The organism is Nocardioides sp. P86, from assembly GCF_023712465.1.
GTDB classification, from domain to species: Bacteria; Actinomycetota; Actinomycetes; order Propionibacteriales; family Nocardioidaceae; genus Nocardioides; species Nocardioides kribbensis.
This window is the reverse complement of record NZ_JAMAYE010000001.1, coordinates 905716-919990: the sequence shown is the minus strand read 5'-3', so window position 1 is coordinate 919990 and position 14275 is coordinate 905716. Positions and strand designations below refer to the sequence as shown.

The 14275-nt window shown below is 73.8% G+C and carries 15 protein-coding genes; 7 read left to right on the top strand and 8 right to left on the bottom strand.

All coding sequences use genetic code 11. The features are described 5' to 3' along the window. Window positions 1-7 precede the first annotated feature (7 nt). The gene (locus M3673_RS04210) at window positions 8-1018 is read right to left on the bottom strand and encodes an iron ABC transporter substrate-binding protein (RefSeq protein ID WP_251532032.1); all 1011 of its coding nucleotides are present in this window, start codon (window positions 1016-1018) and stop codon (window positions 8-10) included. 186 nt (window positions 1019-1204) lie between these two features. After that, complete coding sequence (gene msrA, locus M3673_RS04205; RefSeq protein ID WP_251532030.1) at window positions 1205-1852, bottom strand: peptide-methionine (S)-S-oxide reductase MsrA; 648 nt, start codon at window positions 1850-1852, stop codon at window positions 1205-1207. Window positions 1853-1996: 144 nt separating this feature from the next. On the opposite strand from msrA, the gene M3673_RS04200 reads away from it, so the two are divergent. The 4 genes from M3673_RS04200 (at window position 1997) to ilvA (ending at window position 6807) form a co-directional block, all read left to right on the top strand. After that, window positions 1997-2878 carry a 3,4-dioxygenase subunit beta gene (locus tag M3673_RS04200; protein ID WP_251531936.1) on the top strand — a complete coding sequence of 294 codons (882 nt, stop codon included), beginning with the start codon at window positions 1997-1999 and terminating at the stop codon, window positions 2876-2878. 49 nt (window positions 2879-2927) lie between these two features. Beyond that, window positions 2928-4091 (top strand): cystathionine gamma-synthase, encoded by a 1164-nt coding sequence (locus M3673_RS04195; protein ID WP_056862177.1) that lies wholly within the window; start codon window positions 2928-2930, stop codon window positions 4089-4091. 62 nt (window positions 4092-4153) lie between these two features. Continuing rightward, entirely contained in the window at window positions 4154-5512 is a 1359-nt protein-coding gene (locus M3673_RS04190) for an AI-2E family transporter (RefSeq protein ID WP_251531927.1), read from the top strand. Next, window positions 5509-6807: a threonine ammonia-lyase gene (gene ilvA / locus M3673_RS04185; RefSeq protein ID WP_251531925.1), complete on the top strand. Its 1299-nt coding sequence runs from the start codon at window positions 5509-5511 to the stop codon at window positions 6805-6807. Before M3673_RS04190 ends, ilvA begins: the two co-directional genes overlap by 4 nt. 56 nt (window positions 6808-6863) lie before the next feature. Here ilvA and greA read toward each other — a convergent pair whose 3' ends face one another. Together greA and M3673_RS04175 are read right to left on the bottom strand one after the other, a co-directional pair. Further along, on the bottom strand, window positions 6864-7373 hold the full coding sequence (gene greA / locus M3673_RS04180; RefSeq protein WP_056862178.1) for a transcription elongation factor GreA: 510 nt from the start codon (window positions 7371-7373) through the stop codon (window positions 6864-6866). Between the two features lie 202 nt (window positions 7374-7575). Next, entirely contained in the window at window positions 7576-7977 is a 402-nt protein-coding gene (locus tag M3673_RS04175; RefSeq protein ID WP_056862179.1) for a DUF4307 domain-containing protein, read from the bottom strand. Window positions 7978-8059: 82 nt separating this feature from the next. On the opposite strand from M3673_RS04175, the gene mca reads away from it, so the two are divergent. Continuing rightward, on the top strand, window positions 8060-8965 hold the full coding sequence (gene mca, locus M3673_RS04170) for a mycothiol conjugate amidase Mca (protein ID WP_193662222.1): 906 nt from the start codon (window positions 8060-8062) through the stop codon (window positions 8963-8965). 12 nt (window positions 8966-8977) lie between these two features. Beyond that, the gene (locus M3673_RS04165; protein WP_251531923.1) at window positions 8978-9328 is read left to right on the top strand and encodes a hypothetical protein; all 351 of its coding nucleotides are present in this window, start codon (window positions 8978-8980) and stop codon (window positions 9326-9328) included. A gap of 42 nt (window positions 9329-9370) precedes the next feature. On the opposite strand, the gene M3673_RS04160 is transcribed toward M3673_RS04165, so the two are convergent. The 4 genes from M3673_RS04160 to M3673_RS04145 form a co-directional block, all read right to left on the bottom strand. Then, window positions 9371-9751: a co-chaperone YbbN gene (locus tag M3673_RS04160; RefSeq protein ID WP_251531909.1), complete on the bottom strand. Its 381-nt coding sequence runs from the start codon at window positions 9749-9751 to the stop codon at window positions 9371-9373. A gap of 80 nt (window positions 9752-9831) precedes the next feature. After that, a complete protein-coding gene (locus M3673_RS04155) occupies window positions 9832-10806 on the bottom strand; it encodes a YihY/virulence factor BrkB family protein (protein ID WP_251531901.1) in 975 nt (324 codons plus the stop codon). After that, window positions 10803-11351 (bottom strand): hypothetical protein, encoded by a 549-nt coding sequence (locus M3673_RS04150; RefSeq protein ID WP_251531893.1) that lies wholly within the window; start codon window positions 11349-11351, stop codon window positions 10803-10805. The genes M3673_RS04155 and M3673_RS04150 overlap by 4 nt, the downstream gene beginning before the upstream one ends. Beyond that, complete coding sequence (locus tag M3673_RS04145) at window positions 11348-12532, bottom strand: serine/threonine-protein kinase (protein ID WP_251531880.1); 1185 nt, start codon at window positions 12530-12532, stop codon at window positions 11348-11350. The genes M3673_RS04150 and M3673_RS04145 overlap by 4 nt, the downstream gene beginning before the upstream one ends. A gap of 234 nt (window positions 12533-12766) precedes the next feature. Between M3673_RS04145 and M3673_RS04140 the strand changes: the two genes are divergently transcribed. After that, complete coding sequence (locus tag M3673_RS04140; protein ID WP_251531878.1) at window positions 12767-14143, top strand: ABC transporter substrate-binding protein; 1377 nt, start codon at window positions 12767-12769, stop codon at window positions 14141-14143. The last annotated feature ends 132 nt before the right edge of the window (window positions 14144-14275 follow it).

Sequence of the window (14275 nt, the reverse complement as noted above, 5' to 3'; positions counted from 1 at the left end):
GTGGTGCTCAGAGGAAGCCCACCTCGGTCATGAGGTCGACCACCGTCCGCGAGTCGAGGTCGGAGACGTCGACCCGGGGCGGCTGGAGCTCGTCGAAGGGCTTGACCGGGGGGTCGAGCCGGACGTCGGGGTTGAGGGGGTACTCCAGGGCGTAGCTGTCGGCCAGGGCCTGCTGGCCGGTCCGGTCCACCAGGAACTGCACGAACTTCTCGGCGTCGCTCGCGTCGTCGCTCGAGGCGAGCACGCCCGCGCCCGAGACGCTCACGAACGCACCGGGGTCCTCGTCGCCGAAGAAGTACAGCGCGCTGTCGTCGCTGACGTCGCCGCCCTCGGCGAGGTCGCGGTACCAGTAGTAGTGGTAGATGATCCCGACCTCGGACTCACCGGAGTCGACCGCCTCGAGCACCACGTTGTTGCCGTCGTAGACGGTGCCGTTGGCCTTGATGCCCTCCAGCCACTCCCGCGTCGCGTCCTCGCCCTCGAGCTCCAGCACCGCGGCGACGATGGCCTGGAAGTCGGCGCCGGTGGGGGAGAAGGACAGGCGACCGGCCCACTCGGGGTCGGCGAGGTCGAGGATCGAGTTCGGCAGCTCGTCGGGGTCCACCAGGTCGGTGTTGTAGACGAGCACGGTCGAGCGCGCGACGAAGCCGGTCCACAACCCGCTGGCGGGGCGGTACTGCGCCGGGATCGGGGCGACGAGGTCCCCGGGCAGCGGGGCGAACAGCCCGGCCTCCTCGACCTGGGACATGGCCGGGGAGTTCTCGGTGAGGAACACGTCGGCCGGCGACGCGTCGCCCTCCTGCACCAGCTGGTTGGACAGCTCGAGGTCCTTGCCGTTGCGCAGCTCGACCTCGATCCCCGTCTCCTCGGTGAACTGCGGCGCCAGCTCCTCGAGCAGCTGCTCGTGCTGGGCGTTGTAGACGGTGATGCTCGGCCCGTCGTCACCGCTGCAGGAGACCAGTGCGGGCGTGAGGACGGCGAGCGCGAGAGCAGGCGCGAGCCGGGAGCGGCGGATCATGGGACCCCTTCGTAGGCAGGTGACCGTCGTTCAAGTGAGGCGAGGCTTACCTACGTTACCGCACCCGAGTCGGACGGGCTCAAGTCGTCCGGGCAGCAGCAGGGCCGCGGTCCTCCACGGTGCTGGAGGGCCGCGGCCCGGGGGTGTGCCCGTCCGGCTACGGGCGCCGGACGGTGGTGGCGCTGCTCAGGCGGTCTGCGGGAACCGCACGCCGGTGTTGGCGTGGCAGCGGTAGCCGTAGGGGTTCTTCGCGAGGTACTGCTGGTGCTGGTCCTCGGCGTAGTAGTACGTCGGCACCTCGCGGATCTCGGTGGTGACCTCGCCGAGGCCGCGGCGGGCCAGCTCGTCGCCGTAGACCTTCGTCAGCTCGCGCGCGGTCTGCTCCTGGGCGGGGGAGGTGTAGTAGATCGCGGAGCGGTACTGCGTGCCGACGTCGTTGCCCTGGCGCATGCCCTGGGTCGGGTCGTGCACCTCGAAGAAGGCCTTGACGAGGTCGGCGTAGGAGACCTGGGCGGGGTCGAAGACGACCCGCACGGCCTCGGTGTGGTTGGTGCGCCCCGAGCACACCTCCTCGTACGACGGGTTGGGCGTGTCGCCGCCGGCGTAGCCCACCGACGTCGACCAGACGCCGGGCGTCTTCCAGTAGATCTCCTCGGCTCCCCAGAAGCAGCCGAGGCCGAAGACGGCGACCTCGTAGCCCTCGGGGGCCTCGTCGGTGCGCACGGGGGCGTCGAGCACGACGTGGCGCTCGGCGAGTCGGAAGGGGCTCTCGCTGCGACCGGGCAGGGTCTGCTCGGGAGCGATCAGGTCGGTCTGCTTGCGGGTGAAGAACACGGGACCTCCTCGGGTCGTTGCCTACATCCTTCCCAACGCCGTGGGCTGCCCGAACCTTCCCGGCGGCACCCGGGTCGGGGCGGTCACAGGTCCCTGCCAGGTCACTGCAGGCCCCGACCCAGCCGTCGCCGCTGGGATCGGCCCATGAGCGAGCACCGGCACGACGAGTCCCACGACCACGACGACCCCTTCGACCAGGGCCTGGCCCACGACCTCGTGGTGCTGCGCGAGCAGCAGAGGCGCCGCAGGAACCGTCACCACCGCCGGGCCGTCCTGGGGATGCTCGGCGTCGGCGGCGCCGGCGCAGGAGCGGCCGCGCTGCTCTCGGGCGGGAGCGCGGCCACCGCGGCGCTGGCTCGCGTGACCTCGCAGGCCTGCACGGTCGAGGAGATCCCGGGCGAGACGGCCGGGCCCTACCCCGGTGACGGCTCCAACGGACCTGACGTGCTCGTCGAGGACGGCATCGTGCGCCGTGACCTCCGTGCCAGCATCGGCGACGCGGCCGGCACCACCGGAAGCACCGCCGAGGGTGTCGACCTGCGGATCAGGCTCACCCTGACCGACACCGCGACGTGCGCTCCGGCCGCCGGGCTGGCGGTCTACGCCTGGCACTGCGACCGCGAGGGGCGCTACTCGATTTACTCCCCGGGCATCGAGGACCAGAACTACCTGCGCGGCGTCCAGGTCAGTGGTGCGAAGGGTCGCATGGGCTTCCGCACGATCTGGCCCGCCTGTTACCCGGGACGATGGCCGCACGTGCACGTCGAGGTCTTCCGCTCCGTCGACGACGCGACCGGCGGCGGCGACCCGGTGGCGACCTCGCAGCTCGCGCTGCCGCGGCGCCAGTGCATGGCGGTCTACCGTCGGGCCGAGGGCTACTCGGCGTCGGTGGCCAACCTCGAGCGGGTCTCGCTGGGCTCCTACGGCGTCTTCGGCGACGACGGCGGCGTACGCCAGCTCGCGAGCGTGTCCGGATCGGTCGAGCGGGGCTTCCGCGCCCGGCTCACGGTCCCGGTCGACCTGTGAGCGCCTCCTGACCCTCCGGCCGCCGGCCGGCGGGCGCTAACCTCGAGCGGTGAGCGAGCAGCAGCACCCGAGCAAGGCGGGCTTCGAGACCCGCGCCATCCACGCCGGCTACGAGCCCGATCCGACCACGGGCGCGGTGATCCCGCCGATCTACGCCACGTCGACCTACAAGCAGGACGGCGTGGGCGGCCTGCGCGGCGGCTACGAGTACTCCCGCTCGGCCAACCCGACCCGCACCGCCCTCGAGGGCAACCTGGCCGCGCTCGAGGAGGGGGAGCGGGCCTTCGCCTTCGCCTCCGGCCTCGCCGCCGAGGACACCCTGGTGCGCGCGCTGTGCCGCCCCGGCGACCACGTGGTCATCCCCGACGACGCCTACGGCGGCACGTTCCGGCTCTTCGACAAGGTCGAGCGGGCCTGGGGCCTGGAGCACAGCCCGGCGCCGGTCTCCGACGTCGACGCCGTGCGGGCGGCGATCCGCCCGGGCAGCACCCGCCTGGTCTGGGTCGAGACCCCCACCAACCCGCTGCTCACCATCGGCGACATCGAGGCCCTGGCCGCGGTGGCCCACGACGCCGGGGCGCTGCTGGTCGTCGACAACACCTTCGCCTCGCCCTACCTCCAGCAGCCGCTGACCCTCGGCGCCGACGTGGTGGTGCACTCGACCACGAAGTACTGCGGCGGGCACTCCGACGTCGTCGGCGGCGCGCTCGTGGTGCGCGACCTCGACGTCGCCGAGAAGGTCGCCTTCCACCAGAACGCCATCGGTGCGGTGGCCGGCCCCTTCGACGCCTGGCTGACCCTGCGCGGGCTCAAGACCCTCGCGCTGCGCATGGACCGCCACTGCGACAACGCCGAGAAGGTCGTCGACTTCCTCCTCGACCACCCGCGCGTGGAGGAGGTGGTCTACCCCGGCCTGGCCTCCCACCCCGGTCACGAGATCGCCTCGCGCCAGATGCGCCGGTACGGCGGGATGGTGTCGTTCCGCGTCGCGGGAGGGGTCGACGCCGCGCTGTCGGTCTGCGAGCGCACCGAGGTCTTCACCCTCGGGGAGTCGCTGGGCGGGGTCGAGTCGCTCATCGAGCACCCGGGCCGGATGACCCACGCCAGCGTCGCCGGCACCGACCTGGAGGTGCCCGCCGACCTGATCAGGATCAGCGTCGGCATCGAGACCGCCGACGACCTGCTCGCCGACCTCGACCGCGCCCTGGGCTGAGCCCTCCGGACGAGCCCCCCGCCCCGGTCGGGGCGGGGCGGTGCGGCGGATAGCCTGCGGTGGTGGACGACGACGCACGACCGGCCGAGGCCCCGGACGGCGCCGAGGGCGACCTCGGGGGTGCGGAGAGCGCGGAGGTGCGCCGGCGCCGCGCGTTGCGCCGGGCCCGCGCCGACGCCGAGCGCGACGAGGGGCTGGCGGCGCGGCTGGCCCAGCAGTGGGCGGCGCTGCGCGACGAGCGGGAGCGGCGGCTGACGCCGGCCCCGATCACGCCGGGCCGGTCGAACTTCACCCGCGCCCAGGTGCCGTGGGGCGTCGACCTCGCCGCTGCCTGGTCGTGGCGCTTCCTGGTGATCGTCGCCGCCGGCGCCGTGGTCGCCTGGACGCTGGGCTACTTCGCGGTGGTCGTGCTGCCGCTCGCCGTCGCGCTGCTCATCAGCGCCCTGGTCGTGCCGGTCGTCGACCTGCTCCAGCGGGTCGGACTGCCCCGCGGGCTGGCGGCGCTGCTGGTGGTGCTCGGCACGCTGGCCCTCGTGGGCTCGCTGCTGACCTTCGCCACCCAGCAGGTCGCCAACGGCGCGACCGACCTGGCCGAGCAGACGGTCGCCGGGCTCGGCGAGATCCGGACCTGGCTCAAGGAGGGTCCGCTCAACGCCAGCGACACCCAGATCAACGACTACCTCGACCAGGCCCAGCAGGCCATCCGGGCCCAGAGCGACGGCGGTGAGCTCACCGCCCGGATCACCGAGGTCGGCACGGCGGTGGGACACGTCTTCGCCGGCTTCTTCATCGTGCTCTTCTCCTTCTACTTCTTCCTCGCCGACGGGGAGCGCATCTGGGCCTGGATCGTGCGGCTGACCCCGCGCGCCGCCCGCGCCCACGTCGACGGCTCCGGCCGGGTGGCCTGGATCTCGCTCACCCAGTTCGTGCGGGCCACGGTCATCGTGGCCGCGGTCGACGCGCTCGGCATCGCGCTGGGCGCCGCCGTGCTCCAGGTGCCCTTCGTGCTGGCCATCGGCGTGCTCGTCTTCCTCGGCGCCTTCGTGCCGATGATCGGCGCCACCATCGCCGGCAGCGTCGCCGTGCTCGTGGCCCTGGTCGACCAGGGACCCGTCACCGCGCTGCTCATGCTCGGCGTGATCATCCTCGTGCAGCAGGTCGAGGGACACGTGCTGCAGCCCTTCCTGATGGGACGCTGGGTCTCGGTGCACCCCCTCGGCGTCATCGTCGCGATCGCCGCGGGCGTGCTCGTCACCGGGATCGCCGGGGCGCTGGTGGCGGTGCCGCTGGCCGCCGCCGTCAACGCGGTGGTCCAGCACCTCGCGGCGAGCACGGTGGTCGGCGACGACCCGGTGGAGGCGCTCGAGGACGACTACGAGGTGACGGGCGAGCAGCCCGTCGCGACCCAGGAGGACGCATGACCGACCCCGTCGGGTCCACCAGCGAGAGCACCGTCGAGTCCACCGCCGAGCCGGCGGGGCCCGGGGTGCCGCTGGGGCCGGTGCCACCGGTGCCGGAGGTGACCCTGGCCGACGTCGAGGCCGCCCGTGAGGTGCTCGAGGGCACGGCCATCGTCACGCCCATGGAGGAGTCGCGGTGGCTCTCGGCCATCGCCGGCGGCCGGGTCGGGCTCAAGTGCGAGAACCTCCAGCGCACGGGCTCCTTCAAGGCCCGTGGCGCCTTCGTGCGGATCAGCCGGCTCAGCGCCGAGGAGCGCGCCCGCGGCGTGGTCGCGGCCTCGGCCGGCAACCACGCCCAGGGCGTCGCGCTGGCCGCGCAGCAGCTGGGCATCGCCGCCACCGTCTTCATGCCCGAGGGTGCCCCGATCCCCAAGGAGCGGGCCACCCGCGGCTACGGCGCCGACGTCGTCTTCTCCGGGCGCTACCTCGAGGACGCCCTCGAGGCGGCGCGCGCCTTCGCCGAGCGCACCGGGGCGGTGATGATCCACCCCTTCGACCACGTCGACGTCGTCGCGGGCCAGGGCACCGTGGGCCTGGAGCTGCTCGAGCAGATGCCCGACGTGCGCACCGTGGTCGTGCCCACCGGGGGCGGCGGGCTCCTCGCGGGCATCGCGCTCGCGGTCAAGGCCGCACGGCCCGACGTACGGGTCGTGGGGGTGCAGGCCAAGGACGCCGCGGCCTACCCCGGCTCCCTCGAGCAGGGCCGGCCCACGCCGCTGGAGCACATGCGCACCATGGCCGACGGCATCGCCGTGGGCCGCCCCGGCGACATCACCTTCGCGGCCGTGCGCGACCACGTCGACGAGGTCGTCACGGTGAGCGAGGACCTGCTCGCCCGGGCCCTCCTGGCGCTGGTGGAGCGGGCCAAGATGGTCGTCGAGCCCGCCGGGGCCGCGGCCGTGGCGGCCATCCTCGACCACCCCGAGCGCTTCGAGACCCCCGCGGTCGCGGTGCTCTCCGGGGGCAACGTCGACCCGCTGCTGCTGGGCAAGGTGATCCGCCACGGCATGGCCGCGGCCGGGCGCTACCTCAACCTCCAGGTGACCATCCCCGACGCTCCGGGCGGCCTCGCCCAGCTGCTGACCGAGGTCGGCGCCACCGGCTCCAACGTGCTCGAGGTCGCCCACGAGCGGATCTCGCCCTCGCTGGGCATGGACGAGGTCACCGTGCAGCTGCAGCTGGAGACCCGGGGTGCCGAGCACTCCGCGCTGGTGCTGGCCCGGATGCGCGAACGCGGCTACCGCGTCGTCGAGTGAGGCTCGACGCGGCAGCCGCGCTGGCGGTGCTGGGCCCGGGGGCGCCCCGGCGATGATCAGCCGGTGTAGGGCACCGCGTCGACGATGACGACCTGCAGCTCCTTGCCGTTGGGAGCGACGTAGGAGACCGTGTCGCCCTTCGAGGCGCCGATGATCGCGGAGCCGAGGGGCGACTGCGGGGAGTAGACCTTGAGGTCGCTGTCCTCGTCCTCCATCTCGCGCGCGCCGAGCAGGAAGGTCTCGGCCTCGTCGTCGTCGTCGCCGACGAACTTGTAGGTCACCTTCATGCCGGGGGAGACGGTGCCGTCGTCCTCGGGGGTCTCGCCCACCTCGGCGCGGCGCAGCATGTCCTCGAGCTGGCGGATGCGGCCCTCGATGCGCCCCTGCTCCTCGCGGGCGGCGTGGTAGCCGCTGTTCTCCTTGAGGTCGCCCTCGTCGCGCGCGGCGCTGATCTTGTCGATGATCTCCTGGCGCACGGGGCCCTTGAGCTCGTCGAGCTCGGCCTGCAGCTTGTCGAAGCCCTGCTGCGTGAGCCAGATCGTGCCCTGCTCGGTCGACTGCGTCATGGGTGTACTCCTGCGGGTGAGCGGCTGCGGCCGTGCCGCGTGCTCGTCGATGGTGGATCGGTCAGGCCGCCCCCGGTCGGTCGGCGAAGGACCCCGGATCGTCTGTGCTGGGCCCCTTGCCGGACGGCCCTGCGGACGGTCAGAAGGAGCAGTTTACCCATACCGGCGACGGCGTGGGCGGATCCGCTCCCGAGGGGGTGGGTCAGCGGGGGCGGGGCTGGCCCTCGGCGGTGCAGCCGATCTTCTCCACCGAGGTGGCCATCCGCTCGGTGCGGATCGTGAGGTCGAGGCGGCCCGAGGACTCGGGGGTGAAGGCGAGCTCGCCCACCGTGGAGTGGTCCTCGGCGAAGGCGCGCAGCAGGCAGTCGGCCTCGACGTCGGCGTCGCGCAGGTCGACCTGCACGGTGGCGTCGACGGTGTGCTGGTCGACGGTGTCGAAGGTGACCAGCTCGGAGGTCACCGGCGGGTCGGCGTGGGCCACGGTGGTCCACGTCAGCCAGCCGCCGAAGACCAGCACCACCACCGCGACCAGCGCGAGGAGCGCACGCCGCCGCCAGGGCGCAGGCGCGCCGTACCGCTGGGTCATCAGGTCGGTGGAGCTCACCCCACCAGGGTGACACGCGGGTCCAGGGCGCTGCGCCGGTGCCCCGGCGCGACGGGGGAGCGGCCCACCTAGACTCGGGCCCATGTCGCAGTCGCACGCCACCGGACCCCGCGCGGGCCTCCGGCTCATGCACGTCCACGCCCACCCCGACGACGAGTCGAGCAAGGGCGCGGCCTCGACCGCGCGCTACGTCGCCGAGGGCGCCGAGGTGCACGTGGTCACCTGCACCGGCGGCGAGCGCGGCTCGATCCTCAACCCCAAGATGGACCGCCCCGACATCCTCCAGAACATCTCCGAGGTGCGACGCCAGGAGATGGAGCGGGCGCGCGACATCCTCGGGATCACCCAGCACTGGCTCGGCTTCGTCGACTCCGGCTGGCCCGAGGGCGACCCGAAGCCCCCGCTGCCCGAGGGGTGCTTCGGCCTGGCCCCGCTGGAGGAGGCCACCGAGCGTCTGGTGCGGCTGATCCGCTCGGTCCGCCCGCACGTGCTCACCACCTACGACGAGCGCGGCGGCTACCCCCACCCCGACCACGTGCGCTGCCACGAGGTGTCGGTGGCCGCCTTCGAGGCCGCCGCCGACCCGGAGCGCTTCCCCGAGGCCGGCGCCGCCTGGCAGGTCGCCAAGCTCTACTACCACCACTCCTTCAACCGCGAGCGCATGCAGCGCCTGCACGACGCCACCGTGGCCCACGGTCTGGAGTCGCCGTGGGGCGAGCGGCTCAAGGAGTGGAAGCCGGAGCCGGAGTGGGACGCCCGGGTCACCACCAAGGTGCCCTGCGGCGACTTCTTCGGCGTGCGCGACCAGGCGCTGCTGGCCCACGCCACCCAGATCGACCCCGACGGGCACTGGTTCGCCATCCCGCGCGAGGTGCAGGTCGACGTGTGGCCCACCGAGGACTTCGAGCTCGTCACCGCCCACGTGTCCTCGGCCACGCCGGAGGACGACCTCTTCGCGGGCGTCGACGCCTCCTACGACGGCTCCTGAGAGGATGGCGTCATGGTGACCACGCTCGGATCGCAGCTCAGCCTCCAGCTCACCGCGCTCGTCCTGCGGGTCGCCGACCCGACGCCCGAGCCCGAGGACGTCAAGGCCGGGTGGCTGGCCCTGGGGCTGTTCCTGCTCCTCGTCGGCTTCGTGATCTTCCTGTTCTTCAGCCTCGTCAAGCGGCTGCGCAACGTCGAGACCGCGCGCAAGACCGGCGTCTACGGCGACGCCCCCGAGACCGACGGGACCCCTGGTGACCCGGCAACGGACCCGGCGGCCGGCCCGGCGGTCGACCCGGCCAGGGAGCGGGGCGGCGACCCCTCGGGCGAGCGCGGCGACGCGCCGCCGACGCCCCGGGCCTGAGGCCCGACCTGCCGCGGCTGCGGGTCGCGGTGGACTCCCGTCTCAGCCCTGCCCGGCGCCGGGCTGCTGCTGCTCGGCGACCTGCCTGCGCACGTCGTCCATGTCGAGGGCGCGCACCGCGCCGATGACCTGGTCCAGCGCCGGTGCGGGGAGCGCCCCGGGCTGGGCGAAGACGAGGATGCCCTCGCGGAAGGCCATCAGGGTGGGGATCGACTGGATCCCGGCCGCGGCGGCCAGCTCCTGCTGCTCCTCGGTGTTGATCGAGCCGAACGTGATGTCGGGGTTGGCCTCGGAGGCCGCCTCGTAGGTCGGCGCGAACTGCTTGCACGGGCCGCACCAGCTGGCCCAGAAGTCGACGAGCAGGATGTCGTCGCCCTGCACGTGGGTGGTGAAGTTGTCCCCGGTCAGCTCGATGGTGGCCATGCTCCCACCGTACGTCGGGCACGCGCCTGGCCCCACCGCCCCGGTGGGTGGGCGGCGGGTGGGCCGCCCGGGGTGTCGCCTCAGTCGACCACGTGGCCGTGGGGCCGGCCGGGGTCGTCGTAGGCCGGGTCGTCGCGACCGGCGCGCAGCGCCTCGAGCTGGGCGCACACCGCCACGCCGTAGAAGAACGACACCGAGCTCATCAGCGACCACAGCAGCAGCGCCACGATGCCCGCGAGGGGGCCGTAGGTGCTGCCGAAGGAGTCGCTGAGCCCGACGTAGGCCGCCAGGCCCACGGTGGCCAGCATGCTGAGCGCCACCGCGACCACGCCGCCGAGGGCCAGCCAGCTCAGCGCGGGCTGCCGGCGTCGTGGCGCGTGGTCGAGCAGCACGGCGATGGTGAGGACGCCGAGCGCGACCCCCACCGGCCAGCGCAGCACGTTCCACGTGGTCCGTGAGGCATCCGACCAGCCGTAGGCCTCGGTGACGGCGTCGGCGAAGGCGCCGCCGGCCACGAGCAGCAGGAAGGCCAGGGCCGCGGGTGCGGCGAGCACCGCGGTGAGCACGGCGGCCCGGCCGTACTTGGCCCGCGCGGGCCGGTCGCGACGGATGCCGTAGATGCGGTTGGCGCCGCGCTCGACCTGCGCCATGGCCGTGGTCATCGACACCAGTGACAGCAGCAGCCCGAGGACGAGCGCGACCTCGCCGGCCTCCTCGCTGGTGTCGGAGCCGGAGACCGCCCCGGCCAGGGCGTCGCCCGAGCCGCTGCCCGGCGAGACGCCGTCGATGGTGGCGGCCATGACGGCGGCCACGCGGGCCTGGTCGACGTCGGCGGCCAGGCCGGTGAGGGCGAGCAGGAAGGGCACCACGGCCAGGCAGGCCTGCAGGGCCAGGGCCCGGCTGTTGGTGAAGCCGTCGCCGTAGCGGAACCGCACGAAGGCACCGACCGCGACGGCCTTGAGCCCGTGGCGGCGCGCGAGGTGCCAGGCGTCCTCGGCGTCGAGCTCGTCACCGTCGAGCTCGACGGTCACCGGCACGAGGCGGGCAGTGGTCACGGCTTCGGGCCCTTGCCGGGCTTCGGTCCCTTGTCGGACCCCGGTCCCTTGTCGGCAGGTCCCTTGCCGGGCTTCGGGCCGGGGCCCTCGTCCTCGTCGGGCTCGTCCTCGTCGGGCTCGTCCTCGTCCTCGTCGGGCTCGCCCGCGTCGGTGGAGGGAGACGCGGTGGGCGTGGGCGTGGGCGTGGGGGTGGGCGTGGGGGTCGTCGACGACCCGGGCGCGGTGTCGTCGGCCTCCTCCACCGCCTCCAGGGCCGCCTCGAGGCGGTCGGCGGCGCGCTCGATCCGCTCCTGCTCGGCGGCGGTGAGCTCGCCGGCGTCGCCGGCCTCGTCGGCGGCCTCGCGCAGGGCGTCGAGCGCGTCGAGACCCGCGTCGGCGTCGCGGGCCACCAGGGCCTCGTCGACCGCGGCCAGGGCGTCGGTCACGGCGGCGGGAGGCCCGGTGGTGGTCTCCTCGGCGCAGCCGAGCAGGCCCCCGCCGAGCAGTGCGAGCGTGCCCAGCGCGAGGGCGCCGCGGCTGCGGCCGCCCGGGCGCGCGGGACTCATCGGCCGGCCTCCCCGACCGCGTCGTGGAGGTCCTCCAGCGGGCTCTGGAGCCGGGCCGGCACGTCGCCGGGGGCGGGGTCGACCTCGGCGGGGGGCTCGGCGCTCCCGGTGGAGGCCAGGGCCGCGACCACGAGGAGGAGCACGATGCCGGCGAGCGCCCCGGCCAGGCCCTTCTGGTGCGGCTCGAGCGCGGCCAGGCGCGCCCCCGGGCCCCGGCGGGGTCGGCCCGGGCCGCCCGTCGGCGGATGCAGCGGCGGCGGGGGAGGCGTGGCGGGCCCGGGGGGCCTGGCGGGTAGGGGAGAGCCGGGCGACGCGACCGGCGCGGTGAGCACGGCGGTGCGCGCGGGCTCGACGTACGGCGGCGGGCCGGGCGGACCCGCGGGCGGGCCCTGCCGCAGCGCGCTCAGCCGGGCGGCCACCTGGGCGGTGCTCGGCCGCGCGGCCGGGTCGGCCGCGGTCATGGCGCGCAGCAGGTCGGACCAGCCCGGCGGGAGGTCGGCGGGCACCGGGGGCGGGCGGTGCAGCCGGGCCATGGCCGACTCGGTGGGGCTGCCGGGGTAGGCGCGCTCGCCGGTGAGCGCCTCGAGCAGCACCAGGCCCAGCGACCACACGTCGACGGAGGTGTCGAGCTCCTCGCCGCGCACCTGCTCCGGCGCGAGGTAGGCCGCCGTGCCCACGGCGGTGCCGGTCTGGGTGTGGCGCACGGTGTCGCCGATGAGTCGCGCGATGCCGAAGTCGGCCAGCTTGACCCGCCCGTCGGGGGCGAGCAGGACGTTGCCGGGCTTCACGTCGCGGTGCACGACGCCGCGGCCGTGGGCGTAGGAGAGGGCGTCGGCGACCTGCTGGCCGATCCGTGCCGCCTCCGCGGCGGGCAGCGGGCCGTCGGCCAGGCGGGCGCCGAGCGTGGGGCCCTCGACGAGCTCCATCACGAGGAAGGGGTGCTCCTCGTCGACCCCGGCGTCGAGCACGGTCACCAGGCCGCGGTGGGAGAGCCCGGCCAGGGTGCGGGCCTCGGCGGTGAAGCGGGCGCGGTCGCTGGCCTGGTCGGCGGTGCTGCGCAGCAGCTTGACCGCCACCTCGCGGGCCAGCACCGTGTCGGTCGCGCGGTGCACGTCGGCCATGCCGCCGCGACCCAGGACCTCGCCGAGCCGGTAGCGGCCCGCGACCATCGTCGTCGTCACCCCGGGACCGTACCGGTCGCGCGGCGGGGGCCCGTTCCCGACCGGGCGGTCGGCTTACGGCGTACGTGTCCCACTCACCCACGGGGGTGACGACACGGTGACGTGCGTCACGTGACGTGCGTTACACGATCGTTATCGCCCCGCCTTGACCCCCCGATTGCGTAAGCGCTTTCATTCATCCTGCCCCGGACGCTCGGCAGTGGTCTGGGTCACGACCCAGAGAGGGAGCACCCCATGCGCTCACGCACCATCCGACACGCCAGTGTGGCGGTCGTCCTGGCCGCCGGCCTGGTCCTGGCCGGCTGCGCCGAGGAGGAGTCCACCGAGGTCCAGTCCGCCGGTGGCACCTCGCCCGGCGAGGGCAAGGCCGAATGCGAGCAGCTGACCCAGTTCGGTGACCTCACCGGCACCAGCGTCAGCGTCTACACCTCGATCATCGCCCCCGAGGACGCCGCCCAGAAGAAGTCCTACGAGCTCTTCACCGAGTGCACGGGCGCCGAGATCGAGTACGAGGGCTCCAGCGAGTTCGAGACCCAGCTCAAGGTGCGCGTGCAGGGCGGCAACGCCCCCGACATCGCCTACATCCCGCAGCCGGGCCTGCTGGCCAGCCTCGTGCGCGACGACGACGCCGTCGTCGAGGCGCCCGACACGGTCGCGGAGAACGTCGACCAGTGGTGGGGCGAGGACTGGAAGACCTACGGCACCGTCGACGACACCTTCTACGCCGCCCCGCTGGGCGCCAACGTGAAGTCCTTCGTGTGGTACTCCCCGAAGACCTTCGCCGACAACGGCTGGGAGATCCCCGAGACCTGGGACGACATGATGGCCATCACCGAGGACGCCGTCTCCAAGGGCATGAAGCCCTGGTGCGCCGGCATCGAGTCCGGTGACGCCACCGGGTGGGTCACCACCGACTGGCTCGAGGACTCGATGCTCCGCGAGGTCGGCCCCGACGTCTACGACCAGTGGGTCAACCACGAGATCCCCTTCGACGACCCGCAGGTCGCCGCCGCGCTCGACCGCGTCGGCAGCATCCTCAAGGACGAGGAGTTCGTCAACGGCGGCCTCGGCGACGTGAAGTCCATCGCCACCACCGCCTTCCAGGACGCCGGCTACCCCGTCGTCGACGGCGAGTGCGTCATGCACCGCCAGGCCAGCTTCTACGCCGCCCAGTGGGAGCCCGGCACCGAGGTCTCCGAGGACGGCGACGTGTTCGCCTTCTACCTGCCCACCGTCACCGAGGACTTCGGTCGCCCGGTGCTCGGCGGCGGCGAGTTCGTGGCGGCCTTCGACAGCCGTCCCGAGGTCCAGGCCTTCCAGACCTACCTGTCCTCCGACGTGTGGGCCAACGAGAAGGCCAAGGCCACGCCCGACGGCGGCTGGGTCACCGCCAACACCGGTCTCGACATCTCCAACCTGAGCAGCCCGATCGACATCCTGTCGGCCGAGACGTTCCAGGACCCCGACGCCGTCTTCCGCTTCGACGGCTCCGACCAGATGCCCAGCGCCGTCGGCGCCGGCTCCTTCTGGAAGGAGATGACGGCGTGGATCACCGGTCAGAGCACCGCTGACGCGCTGACCAACATCGAGGAGTCCTGGCCCGCCTCCTGAGGTGAGCCACCGACGTCGGGCCCGCGGGCCGCGCCCGCGGCCCGACGTCGACCCCGCCCCGGCTCCCGGGGCGCCCAGAGCCGGCCGGCGCACAGCGTCGAGCCCCAGGTACGGCGTGACCAGGCGGACGAG

Excerpts from the sequence above, each read along its gene's own strand:
- M3673_RS04140 (WP_251531878.1), top strand. The coding sequence starts at position 12,767 with ATGCGCTCACGCACCATCCGACACGCCAGTGTGGCGGTCGTCCTGGCC.
- M3673_RS04200 (WP_251531936.1), top strand. The coding sequence starts at position 1,997 with ATGAGCGAGCACCGGCACGACGAGTCCCACGACCACGACGACCCCTTC.
- M3673_RS04210 (WP_251532032.1), bottom strand. The coding sequence starts at position 1,018 with ATGATCCGCCGCTCCCGGCTCGCGCCTGCTCTCGCGCTCGCCGTCCTC.
- greA (WP_056862178.1), bottom strand. The coding sequence starts at position 7,373 with ATGACGCAGTCGACCGAGCAGGGCACGATCTGGCTCACGCAGCAGGGC.
- M3673_RS04160 (WP_251531909.1), bottom strand. The coding sequence starts at position 9,751 with ATGGCCACCATCGAGCTGACCGGGGACAACTTCACCACCCACGTGCAG.
- M3673_RS04165 (WP_251531923.1), top strand. The coding sequence starts at position 8,978 with ATGGTGACCACGCTCGGATCGCAGCTCAGCCTCCAGCTCACCGCGCTC.
- ilvA (WP_251531925.1), top strand. The coding sequence starts at position 5,509 with ATGACCGACCCCGTCGGGTCCACCAGCGAGAGCACCGTCGAGTCCACC.
- mca (WP_193662222.1), top strand. The coding sequence starts at position 8,060 with ATGTCGCAGTCGCACGCCACCGGACCCCGCGCGGGCCTCCGGCTCATG.
- M3673_RS04150 (WP_251531893.1), bottom strand. The coding sequence starts at position 11,351 with ATGAGTCCCGCGCGCCCGGGCGGCCGCAGCCGCGGCGCCCTCGCGCTG.